The sequence below is a fragment of the Psychroserpens mesophilus genome (genome assembly GCF_000826645.1).
GTDB classification, from domain to species: domain Bacteria; phylum Bacteroidota; class Bacteroidia; order Flavobacteriales; family Flavobacteriaceae; genus Psychroserpens; species Psychroserpens mesophilus.
In genome coordinates this window covers 101,502-126,303 of record NZ_JXJP01000013.1, presented here as the reverse complement: position 1 = coordinate 126,303, position 24,802 = coordinate 101,502, and the positions used below count along the sequence as shown (strand labels likewise).

The window sequence follows — 24,802 nt, the reverse complement described above, 5'->3', positions numbered from 1 at the left end:
CCTTATTAGGTTAGAGGTTTTTTTATGTTTGGTTAAGACAATATTATTGTCTAAATATGATCATGGTATACCTACTTGAAACCTTATTCTACTTTATTGAATTTAGTATTGAAAAGCAGCTTAGTGATACAGCCGATAATTATACGCTAGAGTTTCATTGATTTCTCTTATTCTTTCAAATTCATTCTAGCGGAATTGAGTTCTATTTCTATAACCTCTTCATTTGTATTTACGTATACTTGATCTGTCGGGTCAGGTTTAATTATAAATTTACCTGTAAAATTTCCGAAAGCAGGGAAGATCATTTGATGTTTTTTTCTCAAAAAACAACTCACCTTTAAAGACTGTTTTCCCAATCCTTGTAGTCGGATTCCAGGATGGATATGACCAGAAAAGTTAAATAAATCATTTCTAGATTCTGGATAATGTGTTAATAGAAAACCATTGATAAGCCATTCTTTTTTTACAATGACATTGATTTCCTCATACATAGACGTTGCTATGACATCGTGGTTTCCTGAGATTAGAACGATTTCCCGATTAAACTTCTTAACCCAGTCCTTAAATAAAATCCATTCGTTGTTAACGTAGCTATGAAACAAATCGCCAAGAAAACATATTGTTTTAGGGTTAAAATAATCTGTAATTACTGATAACTGTTCAAAATTATGATATATGGATGCTTGTGGTACAGCACTGCCATGTTTTCTAAAATGTGTCACCTTACCCAAATGTACATCTGCAATTAATAGCATCTCTTTATCTTCCCAAAATGCAACACCAAAAGGATGTAAAATGAATGACTGATTATTACAATTTATCTTTAATGTTTTCATGTTGTAAGGAAATTCAAATTACAATTTCTCTAACTGAATAGTCATTCGTTTAATTCTATCTGCTAATTTTTCTGAAGACAACTTTGCTCTGAGTCGATCTGTAATAATAGGAAATGAAAATGGTGTTGGTTTCTCGCAATTTTTCCAAATGACAGTCTGATTATTTATACGCTCTATGGCTAATTGCAAACGTCCTTCTTGTAATTGATGCTCAAAGGTCTCTCTATAAGCCTGCTGATAAAGTAAATTGTCTGGTTCGTAATCTTCAAATACACCAAACAACAACTGTGCGCTTGATTGTAAGTGCTTGCTCTTTACCAATTTACTTGGAAACCCTGTAAATACCAGTCCAGAAATTACAGCAATATCTCTAAATTTTCGCTTTGCCATTTCGCTAGCATTTATACTTTTTTCGAGGTCGCTTCTTAAATGATCGTTAGTGAATAAATTATTATCTAAAATCGCTTGCATATCGATAGGTTGGTCTGATAGCAATTCAAAACCATAATCGTTAAAAGCTATCGTAAATGTGATTGGTTGTAATAAGCTTGCCCGATAGGCAATTAAACTTCCCATAGCTTCATGTACAAAACGACCTTCAAAGGGATAAAACACTGCATGGAAACCTTCACGAGTTTTAAATGTTTCGATCAAAAACTGATTATTATTAGGAATAATGCTTTCACGCTTTTGTCTTGTAAAAATAGGTTCTAAAATTTCAAGCTCTTTAGATTTTTTGGATTCTTCCATATTTGCAAGATAAAGCTCTTCACGCAGCAAATCACTCATCTCAGAAGAGAAACTCATTCGACCTCCCATCCAACTAGGAATTTTAGAGGTCTTCTGTTTCGATTTTTTCACTAAGACTTGCATATTTCTTATACTAAACAATTCTAATTGCTTACCTGCAAATGTGAATATATCACCAGGTTTTAGTTTTGATACAAATGATTCTTCAATCGATCCAATATAACCACCTTTTAAGAACTTGACTAATAATACAGCATCGCTCACAATAGTGCCAATTTGAAGACGATGACGCATAGCAACTTTTCTACTGTTTACTTTAAATCTCCCATCAGCTTCAATTTCTACGCGTTTATATTCATCATAAGCCTGCAAGCTTTGACCTCCCAATGTAATAAAATTAAGAATCCACTGAAATTGTTCTCGGGTTATTGATTGAAAGCAAAAGGTGCTTTTAACCTCAGGAAATATCTCATCTGGAAAAAAACCATCAGATACTGCTAGCGTAACTAAATATTGTACTAAAACATCAAAACTATTGAGATGTGGTACTCGGTCTTCAACGACATTAGTTTTTACCGCTTTTCTTAATGCCGAAGCTTCAATTAGTTCTATAGCATGTGTTGGAAGAAAATGAATAACACTTGTTTGACCCGGTTGATGACCACTTCGTCCTGCACGTTGTATAAATCGTGATACACCTTTTGGTCCACCAATTTGAATAATAGTCTCTACTGGTGCAAAGTCGACCCCTAAATCAAGACTCGAGGTACAGACTACTACTTTAAGATTTTCATCACGAATGGATGACTCTACCCAAAGTCGAGTTTCTTTACTTATACTTCCGTGGTGCATGGCTATATTACCCGCAAATTCAGGATAACGATCTAGTATGTTTTGAAACCAAATTTCGCACTGAGATCGCGTATTTGTAAATATAAGTGTGGTTTTACTCTTTTTTAGAATGGGAATGATGTCGTCTAATAAATGCAATCCTAAATGACCACGCCATGGGAATCTATCAATAGTTTTTGGTAAGATGGACAAGACATCAATTTTTTTGTTAATCTTAGCTCTGATTAAAACGGAATTATCAATCACTTTTTTGTCTATTCCTAGTAAGATTTCTCTTGCCTCGTCTAAATTTCCTATAGTTGCTGAAATTCCCCAAATCCTTAATTTAGGCGAAATAGTTTTCAATCGCGATAAGGCCAAGGTCATTTGAACACCACGTTTATTGCCTACCAATTCGTGCCATTCATCTACCACAACAGAAACTAGTTTGTTAAACACTTTATCATAGCCTTTTGAAGCCAATAACAATTGCAAACTCTCTGGTGTTGTAATTAATAAGTTAGGCATTGCTCTTTTTTGAGCAGCTCTTTCTTTTTGTGATGTATCTCCAGATCTAATTCCAACCGTAAGTGGTATATTTAAATCTTCAACAAATCGTTCTGTTGCTTGTTTAATTTCTACTGACAAAGCTCTCAAGGGTGTTACCCAAATCGCAATTAAGCCTTTGTGTTTTTTAGTGGCGTAATCTGGATTTCTTTTAAGGTACTCTAAGACTATCGGAATCCAAAGTGCATAAGTTTTACCACTTCCTGTTGGTGCGTTTAATAGCCCATTTTTACCTTGGAGAAAAGCCGTCCAAGTTTGTCTTTGAAATGGAAAAGGTTTCCAGTCTTGTTGTTCAAACCAATGATGTGCGATATTTTCTAAATCTTTCCTTTTTATCATTTACATTGGTATAAGCATCTCTAAGTCTTCTAAACTATTTGCATCTTCAATTTTCTTATCATGACGCCATCTCAAAATACGAGGGAATCGTGTTGCATAGCCACTTTTGTGTCGTGTTGATTTAGCAATCCCTTCAAAAGCAATTTCAAAAACCAATTTTGGTGAGACACTTCGTACAGGACCAAATCGTTCTAATGTATTTTTTTTAATCCAAGCATCTACTTTTCTAAATTCTGCATCTGTGAGACCAGAGTAAGCTTTTGCAAATGTTACGAGTTCTTCTCCACTGTCATTCCATAAAGCAAAAGTATAATCTGTGAATAAATTTGAGCGTCTTCCGTGACCTCGCATAGCATACGTAAGTACAGCATCTATGGTTAATGGGTCGGTTTTCCATTTCCACCAATCTCCTTTTTTTCGACCGACTTGATAAGTAGAATTTTTTCTTTTAATCATAAGGCCTTCACTTCGCATGTCGCGTGCACGATTTCTTTCCGCTGCGACTTCACTCCAAGAATTGCAATTAACAATTTTTGAAAGGTAAATCGGTAAATCTTTTGCGTTTATATTATTTATGAAGTCTTTAAGAATAGCTCTTCTTTCAACAAAAGACCTTTGACGTAAGTCTTTGCCTTTCCACTCTAAAAGATCATAGACTTTAAGAATTACAGGTGTTTTTTCTAAAAGTGCTTTACTGACTGTTTTTCTGCCTATTCGCGTTTGCAAATCTTTAAATGTTCCTATTTCATTTTTAGGAAATGGTAAGATTTCGCCGTCTAAAACAGTGCCATTTTGAATCTGATCTGCAAAAGGATGGAATTCTGGATATTTATCGGTAACCAATTCTTCTCCGCGAGTCCAAACAAAAACTTCATTGTCTCTAATAATAACTTGAGAACGAATACCGTCCCACTTATGTTCTACGCTCCAATCATCAACAGATCCTAAGTTAGAAACATCGCCTTCTAAGCCATAAGCCAAATAAAATGGATAAGGTTTAGATAAAAAATCGGAAGCGTTTTCCTTTAAAACCAAATCTTCAAATGAAATGGTATTGGGATCCCATTTCCCCATTAATTTATAAGCGAGAATATCTTCATCTATACCTGTTGCTTTGGATAAAGCGCGTGTCATAAGTTTTTGACTAACACCAATTCTAAAACCACCAGTGATTAATTTGGTGAAAACAAAACGTTCGTAGTAATTTAATTTGCGCCAATTATCTGTTACATATTTTTTTTTAAAATCATCATCTTCCTTTTTTAGAGCAATCATTTCTGATAGGAATTTTGTTAAGGATTTATCGCTCTTACCTGTTGAATTTGGGATTACCAATGCAATTGTTTCAGCTAAATCACCAACAATATGATACGATTCTTCAAAAAGCCAAAGAGGTATATTAGATAATTCTGAAGCCCATTGCCTAAGTAAGGTTGTATTAACAGGTCTTGGTGGTCGTCTGTGTGACAAAATAGCAATAGTCCATACACGATCTTCATTTGTTGCGTTCTCAAGATAATTTGTAAGTGCTTTTACTTTCAACGTTGTTTTTGTTGTACTATCTAATTTTCTAATTAAGTCAGCAAATTTTTTCATTACACCGCCTCTTTTATTTCCTTAGTATCAGACTCAGATAACTCACCTTCAAATTGAGTCGTTTCAGTACGTGCATCATAGCCTAGTTCTCTAAGATATTTCGAAAAAATTTCTGTATAACCATGTGTACAAATAACTTTTTCAGCACCTGTAGCTTCAATAGCTGTTAAGAGTTCTTGCCAGTCGCAATGGTCAGACATCACGAATCCTCTATCAACCGCTCTACGACGTCTTGCTCCTCTAAAAGCCATCCATCCACTGGCAGAAGCTGTGACATAAGGCACCATTTTTCGAATCCACGTTGAGCCATGAGCACTTGGTGGAGCCAAAACTAAATTGCCAAGCAGTTCTTGCTTAGTAGTTTCTCTTGTAATTCGTGTGGTTTCAGGGAAATCAACCATTGGTCTTATAACCCCTGTCATATTTTCGATGGCACCATGAGTGAAAATTTTTCCTATATCTGTGTTTAAATGCTTTAGGAGTCTTTGCGCTTTTCCCAGTGAATATCCAAATAAAATTGAGGTTTGCTTTTCTTCTTTATTTGAAGCCCACCAATGATTTATATTTTTAAATACTTCAGCCTGTGGTGTCCATTTAAATGCGGGAAGCCCAAAAGTACATTCTGTAATAAATGTATGGCATTTGACAGGTTCAAAAGGAATTGCAATACCATCATCTTCTAATTTATAATCTCCAGAAAACACCCAAACTTCTCCGAGGTGTTCTACTCTAATTTGTGAACTTCCAATGATATGACCAGCAGGATGTAGCGAAAATTTAACGTTATTGATAACAAAGGTTTCATTATAAGATTTGCCACTAACATTGATATCTCCTAATCTATGTTTTATAATTGGAACGTTGGTATGATGTGTAATGTATTTTTTATGACCATAACGACTGTGATCTGCATGACCATGTGTGATAACAGCACAATCAACAGGATGCCAAGGATCAAGATATACCTTTGCCTGTTCACAATAAATACCATTTTCATTGAAAACTAATAATGGGTTTTTCATAGTCCTTTTTAATCTAAAGATAGCTTAATTTAGAGTGGAAAAATGATTACAAATGGCTTAGCGTTAAGAATTATAGCTTTACAGCAAATTAAAACGCGTTTTTAAAAAGTAATGCGTATTAATTAACCGTAATTGGATTATAAATGTAATAAACTAGTTTTTAAATCAATAAATTGGTTCGAGAATAAGTCATTATAGCGTACAAAAAGAGCTTCAAGATTAATTTGAAGCTCTTTTTAATTAGAAATTCTAAAACTATCATCAGAATTCAATGGTAGTTAAATTTTTATAAATTTTTTAATTGTTTTGTGATGGGCTGACTGTATTTCAATGAAATAGATGCCACTTTGAAATCCGGAAATTATAAGTTCTTGATGATAGGTATCAGGTTTCATCTCCTTAATTAATTTTCCAAGGGTGTTAAAAATTCGAATAGTTTCAATGTTATCTTGAGAAGTAATCGTTAAAAATTGTTTTGCTGGATTTGGATAGATCACAAAATTCTCAGATGTCGACACTTCGGAAAGACTTAGGCTTTCGCCAATTTCCGTGACATAATTGTTAGTTAGAATAGGGAAATTATAATCGAAATAAATTTCAGCACTATTTGCAAAGAATTCACTTTCCATCAAATCAGAAAGTGTCCTGATTTTATAGAGAATAAATCCATCATTATTTTGATCGTCGAAAGGAAGGTTGATGTTTTCAAAAACAAACTCTATTTCATCTCCATTTATACGAGTTACAAATTCATGACTACCATTTAAAACCTTAAGACTTGTTACATCAAATTTTTGTAAATCAATTGTGTTTTTGACTACTATATTTTCTGCAGGAAACGTTCCCGTATTTTCAAAACGAATACGATAGTGGACGTATTCACCAACTTGGTTTACAGGAATGTTTTCTCCTTCCAAGCATAGAATATCATTTGGATCGTAAGAGCCTACAACGGTTTGATTTAATTCGAAGGTATTGTTTTCGGGATTTGCATCTCCTGATATTGGGTTTGCTATAATATCAAAAGTTAAAATGTCATCAATATTCACGGGGAAATTAGGGTCTGTAGGTGGATTCACTGTAAAGCTAATATGAACTGAAAATGATTGAAAAGGTATTAAATCGGTGAAATTCCATGTAAAACTATTGCTTGTTGAAGTGTCAAATGGCAAATCAGAATCGAAAAAAACCATCAAATTCTCAGGATAACTCAAAGTAACATCACCACTTAAGATTTGATTTCCTACATTTTTCACTAGGAGTTGATAATCCGAATCAAAACCAGGTCGAGCAGGAGTTAATGGCGTTAAAATAGTTTCTAAGTCATTTGTCGTAGAGTTAGGTACTACACAAATGTCCTGCACCAAAGGATTAGCATCTTGAGGAAAGTTTACTGTAAAATTTTGTGGTGTGACATCATAAAGAGCTGGATCAAAACCATTAGGAGTAATTGTGTAGGTTCCAGCTTGTACAGGAATTTTATAAACTCCAGTGCTATCGGCAACGCCAAACCCTTCATTAGTCCCATCATTTATACTATATGTCATAAACGGAACCATTGAATCTGTAATAGAGCATCCATCATTGTTAAAATCGTATTGCGTTTGACCTTGAATTTCGAAAAATTCACCACCAGGAGTAAACGAACAATAGGTATTTATGTTGACATTTTCGTAACCACCAACGGTTAGCCACGCTTGAACAGCATTCAATTGGTCATCATCTGCACATACATATTGTAAGCTGGGAAGATTGTTTATATTAATATTAAAAAGTGATTCTATACTACCGTTTTTAAGAAGAATAGATTCTAAGTTTGGATTATTGTTAAATGATCCCCAATTTAAGTTGGTACAATTATTCAAATTAATTTCTGTTAAGAGATTATTGGCTAATTTGATTTGATAAATTTCATTATCATCTGCCAATATTAAATTTTCTAAAGCATTGTTTTCAACTTCAACGATTACTGTGCTAGGTACATTAGATAAATCTAAAGTAGTTAATTGGTTGTCAATCATTACAAGTGTGAAAAAGAGAGGGCAATTTTGAATATCCAAATTGCTAATGATATTTCCACTTGCGCTAATAGATTGTAATACAGGTAAATCGTGTACTGTTAATGATGATACTTGGTTGTAAGCAATATTGATATTCCCTAAGCTTACTGCTCCTGTGACATCAATTATAGAGATGTTATTGTTTTCAGCAAACATAGTCGACAGGTTAGCAAGGCCACTTAAATCTAAACTTGTCAATGCACTATACTGACAGTATAAATCTTCTAGTGCACTACATCCATTTACATTTAAACTAGTCATCGTATCATTGCTGCTACAGAAAAGATCAATGAGATTCGTTAAATTACTAACATCTAATCCTGTAAGATTGTCACAATAGCTAATGTCCAATAACTCAAGAGCACTTAGAGAACTTACATCGATCGAACTAAAAGGGTTTCCATGAGCCCAAAAAATTTGTAGATTGGAAAGGCCTGCTAGGTTTATTGTCGTTAAATTATTATTACTGAAATTGAGATATTCTAAATTAGTAAAAGGCGTTCCATCAAAAGCAGAAATGTTATTTAAATTTATCTCTAATCGGGTTAAATTTGTAAAGTGTTCTAGTCCATTGAGATCAGTAATATTGCTAGAACTGACGTTCAGTTCATAAATCACTTGAGCTTCTGCAATGTCAATTTCATTGTCTGCATTTGTATCAATAGGAACGTAACTACCATTACTATCAGCAGCAACAATTACATTTGTATTTGCGGATAACAGTTTGTTTTTAAGTTCAACATCAGTAAAATTAATGATTTGACCTTGAATAAAAGTTGTAAGTAAAAAAAACGAAAGAATAGATAACTGTTTCATGACCGTAAGATTTATGATAACCTCTTAGGTTATTTGGTTGTTGGTTTAAAAATAAAGTCGTACCACTGCGTTGGTGGTTAAGCCTAAGGAATACCTTGTGAACTTATTGACATCATCATTTTGATTGATTCTATAATAATTATTGATTGCATTTTCTCTATTTGAGATATTCCAAACTGAAGCTCCGATTTCTGATCTTAAGCTGTTATTCAGTTTAAATTTATAGAGAGCAGAAGCATCAATTCTTAAATAATCCTGTAATCGATTCGTATTTGCTTGGTCAAAATTTACGTTGTCATCAATTATTTCATTTCCTTGTTCAGGTATTGACGTAGGTTTTCCGGTTCTGTAATTTAGACCTGCTGAAATGTTCCAATGCTCATTACTGAAAGTACTTCCAACAGAAATAGAATGTGTGATATCAAAATTACTCGGAAATTCTATCTCTTCAAGCGTATCAAAAGTGTAGGTGTTTGTGATATAAGAATAGCTTAGCCAGTTACTGAAGTTATTAAAGTTTTTTCTGAAAAGACATTCAAAACCTAGAGCATCGTAGCTGCCTTTTTCTTTTACTATTTCATATTTAGTAGTGAAACTTTGACTTTGCGTAGTAATACCATCCACATGTTTATAATAAACTCTGGCATCTATTAACCAGCCTTTATTTTTGTAGAGTACTCCTAAAGAGGCTTGTTTACTTCTTAAAATTGGGATACTATCATTATCTGTGGGTTGCCACCTTCTTTTTTCAATCCCTAAAAAGTCATTTTGGAAATTGACGATTTGTGATACATTTTGATGTTTAAATTCGCCTAAAGCCTCAACTTCAATATAGTTACCAATAGTTTTTAAAATACCAAGTCTTGGCTCAACTATTAGTGTTTCAAATTTAGTAAGGTAGTTTGCTCTAATACCACCTCTTATTGATAAACCTGTATTGGAATCATTATACCAAGCTTGACCAAAAGCTGCATGCTCTCTTAGTACTTCTTCATCACGTCTTACAAATCTTGGTAAATCAATATCGTTGAGATTAACAACTTCAGATTCAACAAAATTATAGCCTAGTATAAACTTCCATACGTTGAGTTGGTATAGATTTTCAAGTTTTATTGCAGTTTCTGAAACTGTATTTTCTTGTAAGTAGCGTTGTTCGGCTAAAACATTAGCATTTATAGCCTGAAGCTTGTAATCTGTGTTGTAAATGTGTAATGTTGAGCTTAAATTAGAATTCCAAGTTCTTTTATAATTGATGCCTCCTGCGATACTGTTTTGAGAAACATTACTTGTTCTGGTTTCAAGCTTACCATCAAGCACTGCTGTTTCATCAAAGTTTAATTCATTATTTATGAGGATAAAATTTAATCGGATTTCATCTTTATCTGAGGGTTTATAAAGCCATCGTAATGATGTGTCATAAAAATCAAATTCTTGATTTGAATTACTAACGTTCTCAACATTGTTCTGAGCTTCAGTATCTTGTGTAACTCTATCAAAATAAGTCTCGTAAGTTGGAGTTCTTAAAAGTTCATCGGTAGATTTTCTTGCTGCAATTTGAACTGAAGACTTTACATTCAAAGGAACGTCTAAAAACAAGTCGGCATTTAAAAGATTAACTCCAAAAGATCCATTAAAAGTTGATTCTAAATGTTTATTAGACTGCATATCGATAGTTCCAGAAACACCATCACTAAGTGAAGCATCAGTACCATTGGTAATCACTGTTGCTGTTTGCGTAATATGTGGATTAAATCCAGAAATAAGTCCGAAGAAATGTCCAGACTGATACATCTTTATATCATCCCAAAGAATTAAGTTTTGATCATGTGAGCCTCCTCTAATATTTATATTTGAAACCGTTTCATCAACACTCATAACGCCAGGCAGTGCTTGCACAGTTTGAAGTACGTCAGATTCAATGAGTCCAGGCAATAATGTAAATTCACTGTAGTCAATTGAAGTACTTCCATCTTGCCTTTTGTCTATACCTCTTACAATGTAACCTGTAATCACTATCGGACTAATGGCTTGTTTTTCTTCAGCCATAACTATTGTTTCGCAATTATCTAAATTGAAAAAGCTTGCTACTTGTTCGATAGTTTTGAAGCCAATATGCCTAATGGTTAATAAGTCGGTTGAGGATTTCAAATCGATTTCAAAATACCCATTCTCATCAGTAAAAGCATAGGAAGATTTGCTTTTGATTGTTGCTCCTAAAAGTGGTAGATTCAATTCTGAATCTTTTAAATAACCACATAATCGCAGCGATCTATAGATGCTATAAACTAAATCACTAACCTTCTCAAAAATTAAATCAGATTGCTTTTCGAGATTCTTAATTTTTGCAGACAAACTCAAATCTTGTGGTAAAGGAATAACAGTGACATCTTCCAAAAGACTACTCTCATAATTAAAAATAATAGCGTGTTCATTAGTGATGTGTTCCAATACTTCTGTAATAGGAACTTTCTTGTCTGTATGTTGTCCCTGTGATTTAAAAATCGGAACGATACACAACATCAGAAATATGTAAAGATTAGTTCTGTCCATTCCTTATAATGACCTCATTAGTATTTTGAATTGTGTAGGTCAAATTAAGGGGCTTGGTGATCGATTTTAGAGCATTTTCGAGGCTGTTGTGTTCAAAGGCTCCAGTAAACATTAAATCTTTTTCATTAAACTGAATTAGTACATCAACATTAAACTGTTTCTCGATTTCGTTAATAACATTAGCTATAGCCACATTTTCAAAAACACTCATGTTTTTAAGCCAGTAAGGTTCGGCGATTGTAATCGTTGTTTGATGCACATTTCCAGATGTTATTACCACTTCAGAACCAGCAGGAAGTTTAATATTTTCATTGCGATAAGTAACTTGAACAAGACCTTCATAACATGAGACTTTAAAGATACTGTCTCTGGAAAGCACATTAAATTCGGTTCCCAGAACACTTACTTTACCAGATTCGGTATTAACATCAAAACGTTTCCCTTTTTCAACATCGAAGAAGGCTTCACCTTTTAAAGATAATGTTCTTTCTTTGTTCCAGTTTGACGCATTGTATTCTAACTGAGATAACTCATTTAATTTTACAATAGAGTTGTCTGGTAATGTGATGGTTTCATTTTGAGCAACAACAGTATCAAAAGTGTTTATATTATCTTTTCTCAAAAACGTAAAAATTGCAATACCAATGAGTAAAATAGCTGCAATTTTTGAAGCTGTTTTAATCCAATTTAATTTAGATGGTTTAGCCTCTAATAGGTTGTCAATAGCATCAAAAGATCTGACTTTAGCATGTGTAGCACCGTCAAAACGATTTGCTTCATCAATGATTTCTTGGTAGAATTCAGCATCATTTAAAGCATGAAAGGCTTTTGCTTCAGCTTCAGTTAAGTCATTGTTCAACCATTTTTTTATTAAGTATTCGTTCTCCATAACTATCGGTTATACTTATAAAACAACTAAGGTTTCGATTGTCCCAAGATTATTTTCTTTTTAGTTCTTCAAGCTGTTCTTTTAATTTATTGAAAGCTGCGTAAATTCTATGTTCAGCTACTTTTTTAGTAATGCCCAAAAGGTCTGCAATTTCTTTATGGGTTTTCCCGTCAACTTTACTTAAAAGAAAAGCAACTCTTTCTTCTTCCTTCAAATTTGACAATGCAGTTTCATAGCGTTTTAAAAATTCCTTTTTACGCAACACAAATTCTGGAGATTCATTGGTATAATCTTTGGGTTTTATTTGTTGGTGTTTTAAAATGATTTTTTGATGCTTAACTTCATTTAGCATCATATTGTTCGCAACGGTATATAAATAAGATTTAGCTGCTTCTGGTTTTACTTTAGCGCAATTCTCCCATAATGTAATAAAGGCATCTTGAACTTTATCTGATGGATTTAATAATTCACCATATTTATAAAACAAGATGTTACTCAAACTTTGAGCATACTTTTCATAAAGCTTTGAAAAGCGCAGTTTGTCACATATATTTTGATGTAATGACGTTCCCAATTACGATATTTTTGAAGTTTAAGAACAGAAAGATATAATTTTCTTGGGACATTTCTTTACAGAGTTGTTTTAATAATAAAGGGCACACTATTAAACCATAAATAAAATTATTATGAAAGCAATTAAACCAATCTTATTCGTCGTATTTTCAATTTTACTTACAATGACGTCATGTAGAACAGAAGACGATTTAAGCATCGATCCTCCTATTGAAGATACTATAGAAGCGAATTCAACAATAGCAAATCTGATGAGTAGAACAGCATCTAATGATGGTTCTAATGACAATATAATTGATGGAGCAAGTTGTTTAAGTGTTCAGCTTCCAGTAACAGTTACCGTAAATGGAATAGAATTAATCATTAATGATGATGATGGTTATGAGGATATTGAACATATTATTGATCTTTTTGATGATGATATAGATTCTGTAATCATTTCGTATCCAGTGACCATTATATTAGTTGATTTTACAACAGTAGTGGTTAATTCAGATTCAGAATTGGCAACTTACACTTCAACCTGTTTAGGCAATAATGAAAATGATGATGATATCGAGTGTATTGATTTTCAATATCCAATAACGGTGTCGTTTTTTGACGAGAATAACGATTTAATATCTACCGTAGATATCAATAATGACAATGAAATGTATGATTTTATTGATGACCTAGATCAATATACTGCTGTAACGATTAGCTTTCCAATTACAGTAGTTCTTGCCGATGGTACTACTCAAATCGTCAACAATATACAAGAATTGGCAACAGTTATTGAAGCTGCCGATGACAGTTGTGATGAAGATGATGATAACGATTTTGATGATGACGATTGTGATTCATGTTCTGTAAGTGATCTTGAAACGTTATTTGCTGATTGTATGGAGTGGACTGTAGATAAGTTAGAGCGAAGTGATAATGATCTTGAAGACAATTATGTAGGCTACGTTTTTGAATTTAATAACGATGGAACGCTGACCGTTACTCAAGGTGCAAATATTTTTAATGGTTCATGGCAAGCATCAGGTACAGGAAATAACATCGATGTCGTGATTAATGTTACTGGATTAAACGATTTTAATGACACATGGAATTTACATGAAATAGAGCAAGAACCAGGTGAAGTGAAAGTCGATTTAAGATTAGGTGACGATCGTTTACGATTTGAAAGTGACTGTTCAAGCAATGGAGGCATTAATGATACAGATTTGGTTAATGCTTTAACTAATGGAGATTGGTACGTTACTTATTATTTTGATGATACAGATGAAACAGCAGACTTCGCTGATTATGTTTTCAATTTTGCTACTAATAATACGGCAACAGCAACAGATACCAGTGGAGCAACAAATGGAACCTGGTCAACATCTTCTGGTGACGATACAGAGCTTGGTCTTAATTTAAATTTTGGTTCAGGTATACCACTTGATGAATTAGCAGATGATTGGGATGTTTTGGAAGTGACCAATGACATAATTAGGTTAAAGGATATTAGTGGTGGAGATGGTTCTGAAGATTTCTTAACTTTTGAAAGAACGCCTTTTGAAGGTGGAAATGGAAGCGATGATTTGACCAACATTTTATCTGATGGCTTATGGTTTGTGTTTTCCTATTTTGAAGATGCAGACGATCAAACATCAAATTATACAGGTTATCAGTTAGACTTTAATAGTGCAGGAACTGTGGTTGCCAGTAATGGTTCTAACACTAACAATGGTACTTGGATGGTGTTGAGCAATGGAAATCAATTGGCAATTGATTTTGGCACAGATCTACCTTTTGAAGAGTTCAATGATGACGATTGGGATGTGATTTCTGTTTCAGATAATGAGGTTATTATTCAAGATGTGAGTGGTGGAAATGGTGGAACGGACACTTTAACACTCCAAAAACTTTAATACAAAATAGTTAAACTTAAAAACAACAATTATGAAAAAAGGATTTTATTTCGGTGTATTAGTGATGTTAGGTTTTTCCTTAATGTCTTCAATGTGTTCAAATGATGACGATGGAGGAAGCCCTAGTAACAACACTCAACAAATTGCTCAGATAGAAAGCACAGCTGAATCTGGTTCCTGGAGAATTACAAATTTTAATGATTCTGGACAAAACGAAACATCAGATTTTACTGGTTATGCGTTTACGTTCAACTCTGATGGTTCGCTAATTGCTACAAATGGGTCTGATTCATTGACTGGAACATGGTCTGTCACAAACGACAGTAATAGTAGCGATGATAGTAGTAGTGATGACGATATTGATTTTAATATCTTCTTCCCAGTTCCTGAAAGTAATAATTTTGAAGATTTAAATGATGATTGGGATATTACTTCTGTTTCATCTACCAAAATTGAACTTATAGATATCAGTGGAGGTAATGGTGGAACTGACATTCTGGTTTTTGAAAAGAATTGATTAGACATATAAAATTGAATTAGTCAAATAGTCCCTCATCCCCAAACATTTGATTAATAGTAAGCCAACCATTAGATTATGGTTGGTTTTTTTATGTGCTTGATTCAAAATTTTTAGTATCTGTATTTGGTGTATGTCCATGTGCAATTTTCCAATGAGCAGATGCGTCAAAAATTATTTTTAATAAGTTAGTTTTCATTTGGTTTAAGTTCAAAAACGCTTTCAAATTCTTTATCTTTGGTATCAAAAATTTATGAAAAGGAACATGATGAAAAACGATTTTAAACCCTTACTAATTGAGCAGCTTTCAGATGCTTTGTGCATCGAGAAGGAAAGTGAATTATTGTTGCCTAAACTTCAATCAGTAACTACAAAGGAATCTTTAAAAGACACGCTTCAGGCACAGTTGGTAACTGTACAATCAAGTATTGAAAAACTTGAAGCCCTTGCTGAAATAGTTGAGGTTGATGTTTTAAATGCTAATTGCAAAGCAGTGAAAATTATTGTAGAAAAAGCACATGATTATTTAGAGGCTGATACCGTAAGCGATGCAGGAATTTTAAGTCATTTAGAACGTATTAACCAGTATAAATCTGCGGTTTATAATTCAGCGATACGTTTTGCTAGAGAACTCAATAATATCAAATTGCAACAAGAATTGCAGAATCTCTCTAATCACGCTTATAATATGATAGATAGGCTTGGTAGGATCGACAGTGATCAATCTGACGAAAGAGCAATTAACAGCCTTTAATTCTCCTTTAGCTTTTTTATTTAGCTAAAATAAAACATCTTAAAACGAAAAAAAGCCTCGGAAATAATATTATTTCCGAGGCTTTTTACTATTGCATATATATATTAGGCTGATACAGCTAACCTATTTTGAATTTTGTATTGATTCGGAGAACAATTGTATTTAGCTTTAAAAATTTTGGAAAAATAACTTCTACTTGAAAATCCAAGTGTATATAAAATTTCACTAATGTTCATATCTGTTGTTTTGATTAACTCTTCAGATTTCGTTACACGTACATCACGAATATAGTCGTTAACAGTAGTATTATGCATCAATTTGAAACCTTCTTGAATTTTAGATGGCGATAATCCAATCTTTTGAGCCAATTCTATAACAGTTAAATTGGTTTCAGGAAAATTGTTTATAAACTCGCTTAAGTCTTTTACCTTAGACATTTCATCTCGAGTCAAATTCCCTGTAGGATTTTCTTTGTGTTCTAAATCCAATTTATGTTGCTCAATTTCTAAAGCTAGAATGACATTTACTAGCCCTTCAATTAATAAGGTTCTTACAACACCCTCTTGTCTTACAGCTTGTAATTGTTTGATGCGTTCAGCAATTTTCAAGTTATGGGAACCAACAATTATAACGTCATTATTATAATTATTTACAAATTGTTCTTTAAGTTGGTGATTGATTATGTAGTTACCATTATTGGAATCTAAACTTACATCTACATTGATGAATGACGCTGTCACTAAGGTGTCTTTTTCAAAATAAATTATATTTTGTTCTTGAGTGATATTAGTCAATATACCTGTTTGAAAAGTCTCTAATTCAACTCTCTTATCATTTTCGTTAAATCTATGTGCTAATTTTCCTTCCGAACAATAAGCGAAATTTAAATACTTTTTAATTGGTAACTTAAAAATTAATTGGACATCTTCATTGAAGGTTAAGTCAAATTGTAAAAAAGAAATGCCACCATTTAATTGCATTCCTCTAATTGAACCATATGCCATCTCAGAATCTATTTTTAAAATATGCTCTCTTAAGTTTTTAGAATAATCTCCGCCAAGTGTTTGAGTCAAAAAATTAAAAGTATCGTTAATTTTTGTTGAGTTAATGTGTATCGTTTTCATAATTATTCAGATTGATTAATATTCTGATACAAATATGCAACGCAATTACAGCTTCGGTGTTACACAATTTCAGGATTGTGTTATATAATTTCAGGAATAGGGGTAAATCTACAGAAAACAGGGTTTAAAATAGGCAATCAGCCTTAATTGGTATGTAATTTTAGATTACCACTTGGAAGGTATATTGTAAAAATGGAACCTTTGGCGGGAATTCCTGTAGCATAGATATGTCCGTGATGTTTTAAAACAATTTTCTTACAAATTGCCAGTCCTAATCCAGTGCCTGAATATTCATTTTTATTGTGAAGTCTGTGAAATAGTTCAAAGATGTTTGAATTTTCCTGTTGATCAAATCCAATCCCATTGTCCATGATTTTAATACAGTGATAATATGTATGTGTCTTAATGAATTCTTGTGGAATTTGTTTGCTGTGAACTTTTGAATATTCAACGATGATTTTAACTGATTTCTGAGTAGATCTGTACTTAATTGCATTACCGATAAGATTGGTAAATAATTGTTCCATTAAAAAAGGAATAGCATTTATTTCGGGTAGATTGTCAATTTTAATTTGAATACCAAGATCATCAATCGTTTCAGAGAAAACATCTAACACTTCGTTAAGGACGATATTTAAATCTACCAATTCATATTCATAATCTTTATTGTCAATTCGGGATAATGCTAATAAGTTGTTTATGAGACTCCGCATTCGGGAAGATGCTTTTTCAATTTTAGAAAAATAAGTTTTAACTTTTTCACTTAAATTTTCAGCTTCAAAATCATTTATTCTGGAAATGAACATTTGAATTTTCCGTAAGGGTTCCTGAAGGTCATGACTGGCAACACGATTAAATGAATCTAATTCTGCATTACGTTGTGTTAATTCAATATTTCTAGATTTTAATTTATGCTCAATCCCTTTATTTTCAGTTATATCTTGAATAACTCCAACCATAATTTTTTTACCATCTCGCAGTCCAAAATCTCCTCTGGTATATAAATATTTAATTTGGTTGACATTCGTGATAACTCTAAATACAAAATTGATGGGTTTACTATTCTCGATAGCCTGTTTGAGTTGATTGTCATATTCTATTAAATCTTCAGGATGTGTAAACTCTCTAAATTTTTCTGCCGACATTCGAAATGACTGTGGCTCAAACCCTAAGATTCTAAAGACATTATCAGACATCTGAGAAAAATCCTCATCCATATACCAGACATAACTACCAAGTTTAGCGACCTCTTCTGCTTCATGAAAGAGTGTATTTTTAAGGTAGAGATCTTTGTTTGTTGTTTCTAATTTTTTCTGGTTAGCATAAAGTTCAGTAAGTTCAGTGACTATGACCTGAAGACCTGTTTCAACAGGAATATAGCGTACTTTAAAACTTCGGTTTTCATTGTTTATTGAAACCTCGATCACTTTTTCAAAAATTTCCTGGTTTTCAAAAGCGTAAATTAGTTGATCAAATAAATCAGACGTTTTCAAAAATGGAAACAATTCGCTGGCCTTTTTGCCTACAATGTTCTTATCAGTGACATCAGTGATTAAGGCATTTGTTTTACTGGCGTAAGTGATTCTAAAATCTTTTAGCTTGTGGTTGTCATCGAAAACAGGCTCGTAAAATATGGCAACATCATTAGTGTTTTCTAAAATTGAATCTAATACACTTGATTTTTCATTAATTATTTTTTTGGCGATATATAATTTATAAAGAGATAAAATAATTACCAGCATCGCAATTAAAGATGCTAAAATAAAAAGTATAGGTTTGGCTTTGTTTAAAGCTACAAAATGTCCGATATCTGATTTTAATTTTTCTTCATGCTCATCAATTAATGCTTGCTTGTATTTCGAGCCTTTTGAGAAGTATTGTGATATGGATTGTTCCAAGTCTTCTGTCGTGTTATCAAAAGATAAGAATACATTTAAATGGCTATATAAAGCCTTATGATTCATTAAAAAACTGTCATAAACTTTATAATTTCGATCTAAAGTTTTTATTAACGATGCATTTGAAGTTTCAATGGAATCTAAATAAGATCGTGTTAGATCTGATTTGTAATAATTGCTTTCAACATCCTTCAGGTTAAAGATGAGTTGATGAAGACTCCTGGTTTCCTGTATGTTTTTAGCAATGACTTCGCCAGATTTTTGAAGTTGAAGAATCTCAAAGGTTATAAATATGAAAATGAGAAGTAGTAAAACAATTGATATTCCGAGAGATACATTGTATTTTTTAGTTTTTGGTAATATTGTTGAAATACTTTTCATCAAATACGAAATAAAAATGTCTCACGGTTTAAGTTAGAAGTATGGTATTGCCAATTGATTTTTAATACTTTTTCGATAGATGTTTTTAATGAATTAAAATTATCAGGTTTATTAATGTAAATGTTTGCGCCATTTACGAAGGTGGTTTCTATGTCTTTTTCAGAAGATGATGTAGAATAAATGGCTATAAGAAGATCTTTCAGTTTATCTGAATTTTTTATTTCCTTAAGACATTCTAATCCGTTTTTTATTGGCATATTAAGATCTAAAAAAATTAAATGAGGCAATTTAGCATCATCAGCGTTAAGATAACTCATTAATTCGTTTCCATTTTCAAATAAAACCAACTCGGTTTCTATGTCTATAGACTCTATAGATTCTTGAAAAAATAAACGATCATCTTCATCATCGTCTGTTAAAAACACTCTAAGCATAACTTACTGTTTAAGGGTTTATTAATGCTTTCCTTTTTTGAATAATTTGTTGGAAAGTTGAGGGCGTCATGCCTGTTGTTTTTTTAAATTGTCTTGACAAATGCGCTACGCTACTATATTTTAAACGATAAGCTATTTCTGTTAACGTTAAATTAGAACGTAATAATAATTCTTTGGCTTTATCTACTTTACACAAAATTATAAAACTTTCGATTGATGTATAAGTCGTTTCAGAAAATACTGAGGACAAATAAGCATAGGAATAGTTTAATGTTTGTGATAAATAATCTGAAGTATTACAACGAATGGGTTGATCATCATCTAACATATGACTAATAACGGATTTAATACGTTCTACCAATGCCTGATTTTTGTCGTCTATTATGCTAATAGCGTATGGTTTTAAAATAGATTCCAATTCGTCAAGTAATGTCTTGCTTAAATCCTCATCAAATAAGATTTCGTTATTTCCAACCAATATATAATTTACGTTTAACACGTCTAACTTCTCCTTTAATATCGAGGCAAAAGTTTTCGAATAATCATATGAAATTAATACTTTTTTCAATCTTGCTGAATTTCTGATTAAAACAAATTTAGTTAAAATGAATCTCTCTTTGAGATAATGTTTAACTTTTGTTATTGAAATTCCTGATAGAGTTATACAAAAGCCTAAAAGCGGTATTTGTATTATCTGGTGTTATGAATAAGCATTATTAGATTTTCGCTCTAAAATGATTTTCTAAGTATTTAAGATTTGTTTCTATTAAATGAGCCTGTTTAAGTCACAAAGTGTTCACTGCAAAGGACACGATTAATGGAGTCCTTTTGTGGTGTCCATTAGATCATAATTTGATTACAAAGCTTTTTCTAAATAATTTGCTTTATCATAACTACGTTGTATGGCGTCTCTTTGTTTTTTTAAGATGCTGGTCGTTGTAGGAGGCAATAATTGATCTTCTAAAACTTCGTTATAGTCATTTAGCGCTGCTTTTTCACCATTTCTAACCTCTTCAAGCATGGTTTCTTCATTTTCTGAAGAAAATAATGCCTTTGTGTCCATCCATGCTCTGTGCAAAAAACCTGAAATACTTCCATTTTGTTTTGTTATGTCACAGCCGTTTGCAACAATTTCTTGCCTTAATTCATTTCTAAATTGAAGACGTTCTTCGGCTTTAGACATGAAAAATTTCTGGAGTGCGTTAGATTCAATATTTTCAGCAGCCTTCTTAAAACCTTGTTCTGCATCATAAGATTTTTCAAGTAATTCGTTTAATTTTTTTTCTGTGCTTTCTGAAAAAATTCCCATAATAAATAATTTAATACTATGCAGTAAAAAAAATGATGCTTACTGCTTTACATCGTTTTCAGTTTGCTTCAAATGTAAAATTTAGATGCATTTTTTATTAATGCAACTAAACGGTTTTTTGACTCAATAACACTTGAGAGATAAAATGGATTGAAGAACATGCAACTAACGCTAAGTCAAAATTCTAATGAATTAGAATACGAATGTATTGAGTCAGTTTTAAACACGATGTACACGTAATTTTGTATTCAGATTAATTTTAAAACGATAATGTCATGAATATAAAGATACTCACTCCTCTTTTTATGTGCTTAACCATATTTGTATATAGTCAAAATATTAGGTTGCAACATAATGTAAACTACGAAGCAAAACATTTGAAGCAAAACCTTAATCAATTAGGCGACAGTCTGCTTTTAGAAAGTATCAATACCATTCGTAAAGTTGATATATTTAATAAGGATTATTCTAAAACTTTTAATATTGAAAGTCATAAAACAAAAATAGATTTAAAAACATTGCCTATTGGAAACTTTATCGTTAACGTTAGAATGGGAAGAAAACATATTGTTTTGTATTTAGAAAAACATGATGACAAAAAACTGGAAGCTTTAAACAAAAATGCCAAAAACAATGTATTAATTACTGCTAATGACGACTTGAATTTTAAAACTAATAAGGCCTCATTAGTGGATGCAGTTGTCAATAAACCTCCTCATCATAAAAGTTCTTATTATTGGGTAGTCTATGAATGTAATAACAATTTTGGTTCAAGCAAAACTATGAAATTAGAAGACAAGAGAAAGGTTGATAAATTAATAGCTAGAAATAAATTAGAACGTAAAACCAAACTAGGAAAACATAATAGGCTATATGTTTTTGAAGTCTATGATGTTTCAGAATTTATGGATAAGCAATCAAAGAATCCTGAATTTTATAGGAGTTCAAATGATTCAACTCTTTTTAATGAAATACCGTTATATCATACATTCAGTCCAATACAAACTGTTGCAACGATACCATAAGTAGTGGTTTAAAATTAAAAACCTTGACACCAAAAATTTAATACTTTAAAATTGATTACTAGCAAAGCTAGATAACATAACCTCATACAATTAGAAGCTGTATGAGGTTATTATTGTTTTTAAGCTAAAACCCAACTTGAATGAGTTAATACATGTTGTTATCGCATAATATCTTAGAGAAAAATAAAAATTATGGGCATTTTAGCAACAGATAACAAACAGCTTATCTATATCTACTCTCAAGATTCACCTTTAGGATTGAAGGTACTTTCTCATGTAAGAGATATTGATAGTCCGGTAAGGATTATTAACTTAAACAAGGAATCGCTTTCAGGTATTATATGGTTAGAAATCACAGCAATGTTAGGTGTTAGTTTCTCTGAATTGTTTAGAAGGGACTTTTCTTCATTATTTGGAAAGCAATTGGAAATGAATCTCACTGCGAGTGATTGGCTAAAACTAATAGAACACAATCCGTCATTACTTTACAGACCCATTGCTATCAATGGTACTCAAGCCAGGATTATAGAGGCTAAGTACGATATATTTGATTTTTATAAATCGGATGATTCTAATAAGAAATCGGCAATCTCAACATTGAAATTTGCCAATTCAAATAATTCAAATTTTCATAAAAGCGCCATTTAATACTGAGTTCAATTTTTACTTGGGCTCTAGAATAAGCGTTATTTTATTGAAATCAGCCGCACTATTAATTACCTTTCTGTAGTCTTCATAAATATCAATGTTGACATGATTCATTCTATAGTGTTCATCGGCCACAATGGTAAGTGTGTTTCCATCTAGAGTGTATGAAGAATCAAAACTCATTAATTTTTCATTATTGTCATTGCTATACGCATTGCTTATGTTAATGTCATCCAGATTAGCTACCGAATATCCTTCAGGTATGGTAATCGAAATGGTTCTTAAATAGCTCCTTTCAAATTCACTGTCTACCGGAAGCTTACGTTCTTTTTCCTGATACAATTCAGTTTGAGCACCAATTAAATCTCCAACACTAAATAAATATTTTTTTCCCGCTTTCTCTACAAAGGCACTTGAATTAAAATCAAGAATAAACTCAAGAGGCTGTTCTCCAAACAATTTAGGATCTTCATTATTCACCTTTTTATCTAAGATCTCAACATCTTCATCCAGACTTTTAGCAAAGCTTTCAATAACATCATCTTTATCTTCGGGTTTTATCAAATCCATATATGGATGAATATAAAGCGCGTAATATCCCGTCATTGATTTTGCCAAATTAATATTGATTTTCGTAAGATCAGTTTCGTCAAATTTTACATCAATAAGCATTTTGTCAATGGTGTTTTCAGCTTTAACAGGAGCAATGAAATCAACTTTGCCCACAGCAGATTTAAAGTCGCCAATAGCAACTTCTTTTATGAATAGGCCATAGGTGTCGGTTAAATAAGCAGGTGGAAACCCATACCTTGATTCAGTTTCTGAAGGTGACATGTATTTGTTTGTCTTTGGAAAATAGAATAGAAGATCATTTAAGAAATTATTAGCTTCAAAGTCCTTGTCAAATAACATATAATTTCGTTCGCAGGTATACACAAATTCAAAAGGGATGCCGATGTGTTTAAAAATAGCAGCATATAGTTTTATAATACCTCTTTCATTGGCAACTTTATCTTTAAGAATATCTTCTAACGAGGACAATTTTTCATTTCCAGCATCTGCAAGATAAATATTGGTTTTTAAATAAGTTTCTATAGTTTTAATTTTCTGCTCAACGGTTTCGTTGGCATCATAATCAATACCTTTTAAAAACTTCTTAAGACCTGATTCCGTTTTTTTTGAAGTGTCTTTATTGTAAAAATCATAGATGTTTTGAGAAACACTCGCATAAGATGTCATATCTTTTGCATTTGTAGCTGTGTTTTCATCTAGCGCATAAACTAAGTATTTCTTTTGCGCATTATAAGCTGATAACATTTCCCTTTCAAGAGCTTCAATCCTTGGGATTTTGAAATGCCAGCGATTTTTAGTTTCAATAATGGTATCTGTTTCAACGGCTTTCAAGCCATTGTAACTTTTGAATTTAAAAATGAGATTACTGGGTGCAAATAAATCGAATTCGACATTGTTTTTTTGAAAATCAGTTTGAAAGTTTAAGCGTTTCCCTTTATAACTCGGATAGCGATTTACGACGTAATAATATTCAATAAAACTACCTTTTTCAATCCCTTCGAAAGCAAAGTACTTATAGGTTCTGTTGGTTTCTTCATCAGTTGCTGTTAAGATTTTAGATTCATCAAGATTAACAACAGTGCCTTCTTTTGTAATGACTCTGGCTTTAGTGACTTCAAGTTTTGAGTCGGAAGAATATGGTAAATAAATCTTATTGTAACCTTCAATAGCATCGTCTGAATTTAAATAATACACATTGTGTTCTAAAAAGTATTCTACAAAATCACCTTCGTCATTGAAATAAAATTCGGTAACTACTTTCTCTTTAACCGAAGCAAGACTTTTTTCTGAAAACCCTTCATTGGAATAGCTAGGATTTTCTTCCCAGTCATAACTTTCATAAAAGGGTTGCGCAAATACAGTTGTTAAACTAAACAAACAAAGGAGCGTTATTAATAATTTAGAGTTCATTT

Annotated in this window: 19 protein-coding genes; 5 read left to right on the top strand and 14 right to left on the bottom strand. The window is 32.3% G+C overall.

The genetic code is table 11. The features are described 5' to 3' along the window. Positions 1-167 precede the first annotated feature (167 nt). The 8 genes from pdeM to TD18_RS10790 form a co-directional block, all read right to left on the bottom strand. Positions 168-836: a ligase-associated DNA damage response endonuclease PdeM gene (pdeM, locus tag TD18_RS10825; RefSeq protein ID WP_040252420.1), complete on the bottom strand. Its 669-nt coding sequence runs from the start codon at positions 834-836 to the stop codon at positions 168-170. An 18-nt stretch (positions 837-854) separates the two neighbouring features. Next, on the bottom strand, positions 855-3,323 hold the full coding sequence (locus tag TD18_RS10820; RefSeq protein ID WP_241480667.1) for a ligase-associated DNA damage response DEXH box helicase: 2,469 nt from the start codon (positions 3,321-3,323) through the stop codon (positions 855-857). Then, a complete protein-coding gene (locus tag TD18_RS10815; RefSeq protein ID WP_040252418.1) occupies positions 3,324-4,919 on the bottom strand; it encodes an ATP-dependent DNA ligase in 1,596 nt (531 codons plus the stop codon). Beyond that, positions 4,919-5,941 carry a ligase-associated DNA damage response exonuclease gene (locus TD18_RS10810; RefSeq protein ID WP_040252416.1) on the bottom strand — a complete coding sequence of 341 codons (1,023 nt, stop codon included), beginning with the start codon at positions 5,939-5,941 and terminating at the stop codon, positions 4,919-4,921. The genes TD18_RS10815 and TD18_RS10810 overlap by 1 nt, the downstream gene beginning before the upstream one ends. A gap of 278 nt (positions 5,942-6,219) precedes the next feature. Then, on the bottom strand, positions 6,220-8,817 hold the full coding sequence (locus TD18_RS10805; RefSeq protein WP_052461140.1) for a T9SS type A sorting domain-containing protein: 2,598 nt from the start codon (positions 8,815-8,817) through the stop codon (positions 6,220-6,222). 45 nt (positions 8,818-8,862) lie between these two features. Next, a complete protein-coding gene (locus TD18_RS10800; protein ID WP_084205906.1) occupies positions 8,863-11,367 on the bottom strand; it encodes a TonB-dependent receptor in 2,505 nt (834 codons plus the stop codon). Continuing rightward, positions 11,354-12,256: a FecR family protein gene (locus TD18_RS10795; RefSeq protein WP_040252414.1), complete on the bottom strand. Its 903-nt coding sequence runs from the start codon at positions 12,254-12,256 to the stop codon at positions 11,354-11,356. Before TD18_RS10795 ends, TD18_RS10800 begins: the two co-directional genes overlap by 14 nt. 49 nt (positions 12,257-12,305) lie before the next feature. Continuing rightward, positions 12,306-12,830, bottom strand: coding sequence for an RNA polymerase sigma factor (locus TD18_RS10790; protein WP_040252412.1), 525 nt, complete (start codon positions 12,828-12,830; stop codon positions 12,306-12,308). 112 nt (positions 12,831-12,942) lie between these two features. Here TD18_RS10790 and TD18_RS17430 point away from each other — a divergent pair, with 112 nt between their 5' ends. The 3 genes from TD18_RS17430 (at position 12,943) to TD18_RS10775 (ending at position 15,998) form a co-directional block, all read left to right on the top strand. Beyond that, a complete protein-coding gene (locus TD18_RS17430; RefSeq protein ID WP_174435324.1) occupies positions 12,943-14,727 on the top strand; it encodes a hypothetical protein in 1,785 nt (594 codons plus the stop codon). Positions 14,728-14,758: 31 nt separating this feature from the next. After that, positions 14,759-15,244 carry a hypothetical protein gene (locus TD18_RS10780; RefSeq protein WP_040252410.1) on the top strand — a complete coding sequence of 162 codons (486 nt, stop codon included), beginning with the start codon at positions 14,759-14,761 and terminating at the stop codon, positions 15,242-15,244. 253 nt (positions 15,245-15,497) lie between these two features. Next, positions 15,498-15,998, top strand: a complete 501-nt coding sequence (locus TD18_RS10775; protein WP_084205905.1) for a DUF892 family protein — start codon at positions 15,498-15,500, stop codon at positions 15,996-15,998. A 104-nt stretch (positions 15,999-16,102) separates the two neighbouring features. Here TD18_RS10775 and TD18_RS10770 read toward each other — a convergent pair whose 3' ends face one another. The 5 genes from TD18_RS10770 to TD18_RS10750 all read right to left on the bottom strand — a co-directional run bounded on the left by TD18_RS10770 (position 16,103) and on the right by TD18_RS10750 (position 21,144). Further along, positions 16,103-17,122 (bottom strand): helix-turn-helix domain-containing protein, encoded by a 1,020-nt coding sequence (locus tag TD18_RS10770; RefSeq protein ID WP_040252406.1) that lies wholly within the window; start codon positions 17,120-17,122, stop codon positions 16,103-16,105. Between the two features lie 143 nt (positions 17,123-17,265). Continuing rightward, positions 17,266-19,401, bottom strand: coding sequence for an ATP-binding protein (locus TD18_RS16730; RefSeq protein WP_052461138.1), 2,136 nt, complete (start codon positions 19,399-19,401; stop codon positions 17,266-17,268). Then, the gene (locus tag TD18_RS10760; protein WP_040252404.1) at positions 19,401-19,835 is read right to left on the bottom strand and encodes a response regulator; all 435 of its coding nucleotides are present in this window, start codon (positions 19,833-19,835) and stop codon (positions 19,401-19,403) included. Before TD18_RS10760 ends, TD18_RS16730 begins: the two co-directional genes overlap by 1 nt. A 10-nt stretch (positions 19,836-19,845) precedes the next feature. Then, a complete protein-coding gene (locus tag TD18_RS10755) occupies positions 19,846-20,403 on the bottom strand; it encodes a helix-turn-helix domain-containing protein (protein WP_052461137.1) in 558 nt (185 codons plus the stop codon). A gap of 288 nt (positions 20,404-20,691) precedes the next feature. After that, a complete protein-coding gene (locus TD18_RS10750) occupies positions 20,692-21,144 on the bottom strand; it encodes a ferritin-like domain-containing protein (protein ID WP_040252402.1) in 453 nt (150 codons plus the stop codon). A 275-nt stretch (positions 21,145-21,419) separates the two neighbouring features. Here TD18_RS10750 and TD18_RS10745 point away from each other — a divergent pair, with 275 nt between their 5' ends. Together TD18_RS10745 and TD18_RS10740 are read left to right on the top strand one after the other, a co-directional pair. Next, complete coding sequence (locus TD18_RS10745) at positions 21,420-22,169, top strand: hypothetical protein (RefSeq protein ID WP_152611363.1); 750 nt, start codon at positions 21,420-21,422, stop codon at positions 22,167-22,169. A 192-nt stretch (positions 22,170-22,361) separates the two neighbouring features. Beyond that, complete coding sequence (locus tag TD18_RS10740; RefSeq protein WP_040252398.1) at positions 22,362-22,817, top strand: arsenate reductase family protein; 456 nt, start codon at positions 22,362-22,364, stop codon at positions 22,815-22,817. 15 nt (positions 22,818-22,832) lie between these two features. On the opposite strand, the gene TD18_RS10735 is transcribed toward TD18_RS10740, so the two are convergent. Continuing rightward, a complete protein-coding gene (locus TD18_RS10735) occupies positions 22,833-24,800 on the bottom strand; it encodes a DUF3857 domain-containing protein (RefSeq protein WP_040252396.1) in 1,968 nt (655 codons plus the stop codon). Between the last annotated feature and the right edge of the window lie 2 nt (positions 24,801-24,802).

Bases quoted from the DNA above. Each gene is read 5' to 3' on its own strand.
- pdeM (WP_040252420.1), bottom strand. From the start codon at position 836: ATGAAAACATTAAAGATAAATTGTAATAATCAGTCATTCATTTTACAT.
- TD18_RS10820 (WP_241480667.1), bottom strand. From the start codon at position 3,323: ATGATAAAAAGGAAAGATTTAGAAAATATCGCACATCATTGGTTTGAA.
- TD18_RS10815 (WP_040252418.1), bottom strand. From the start codon at position 4,919: ATGAAAAAATTTGCTGACTTAATTAGAAAATTAGATAGTACAACAAAA.
- TD18_RS10810 (WP_040252416.1), bottom strand. From the start codon at position 5,941: ATGAAAAACCCATTATTAGTTTTCAATGAAAATGGTATTTATTGTGAA.
- TD18_RS10805 (WP_052461140.1), bottom strand. From the start codon at position 8,817: ATGAAACAGTTATCTATTCTTTCGTTTTTTTTACTTACAACTTTTATT.
- TD18_RS10800 (WP_084205906.1), bottom strand. From the start codon at position 11,367: ATGGACAGAACTAATCTTTACATATTTCTGATGTTGTGTATCGTTCCG.
- TD18_RS10795 (WP_040252414.1), bottom strand. From the start codon at position 12,256: ATGGAGAACGAATACTTAATAAAAAAATGGTTGAACAATGACTTAACT.
- TD18_RS17430 (WP_174435324.1), top strand. From the start codon at position 12,943: ATGAAAGCAATTAAACCAATCTTATTCGTCGTATTTTCAATTTTACTT.
- TD18_RS10780 (WP_040252410.1), top strand. From the start codon at position 14,759: ATGAAAAAAGGATTTTATTTCGGTGTATTAGTGATGTTAGGTTTTTCC.
- TD18_RS10775 (WP_084205905.1), top strand. From the start codon at position 15,498: ATGAAAAGGAACATGATGAAAAACGATTTTAAACCCTTACTAATTGAG.
- TD18_RS10770 (WP_040252406.1), bottom strand. From the start codon at position 17,122: ATGAAAACGATACACATTAACTCAACAAAAATTAACGATACTTTTAAT.
- TD18_RS16730 (WP_052461138.1), bottom strand. From the start codon at position 19,401: ATGAAAAGTATTTCAACAATATTACCAAAAACTAAAAAATACAATGTA.
- TD18_RS10760 (WP_040252404.1), bottom strand. From the start codon at position 19,835: ATGCTTAGAGTGTTTTTAACAGACGATGATGAAGATGATCGTTTATTT.
- TD18_RS10750 (WP_040252402.1), bottom strand. From the start codon at position 21,144: ATGGGAATTTTTTCAGAAAGCACAGAAAAAAAATTAAACGAATTACTT.
- TD18_RS10745 (WP_152611363.1), top strand. From the start codon at position 21,420: ATGAATATAAAGATACTCACTCCTCTTTTTATGTGCTTAACCATATTT.
- TD18_RS10740 (WP_040252398.1), top strand. From the start codon at position 22,362: ATGGGCATTTTAGCAACAGATAACAAACAGCTTATCTATATCTACTCT.
- TD18_RS10735 (WP_040252396.1), bottom strand. From the start codon at position 24,800: ATGAACTCTAAATTATTAATAACGCTCCTTTGTTTGTTTAGTTTAACA.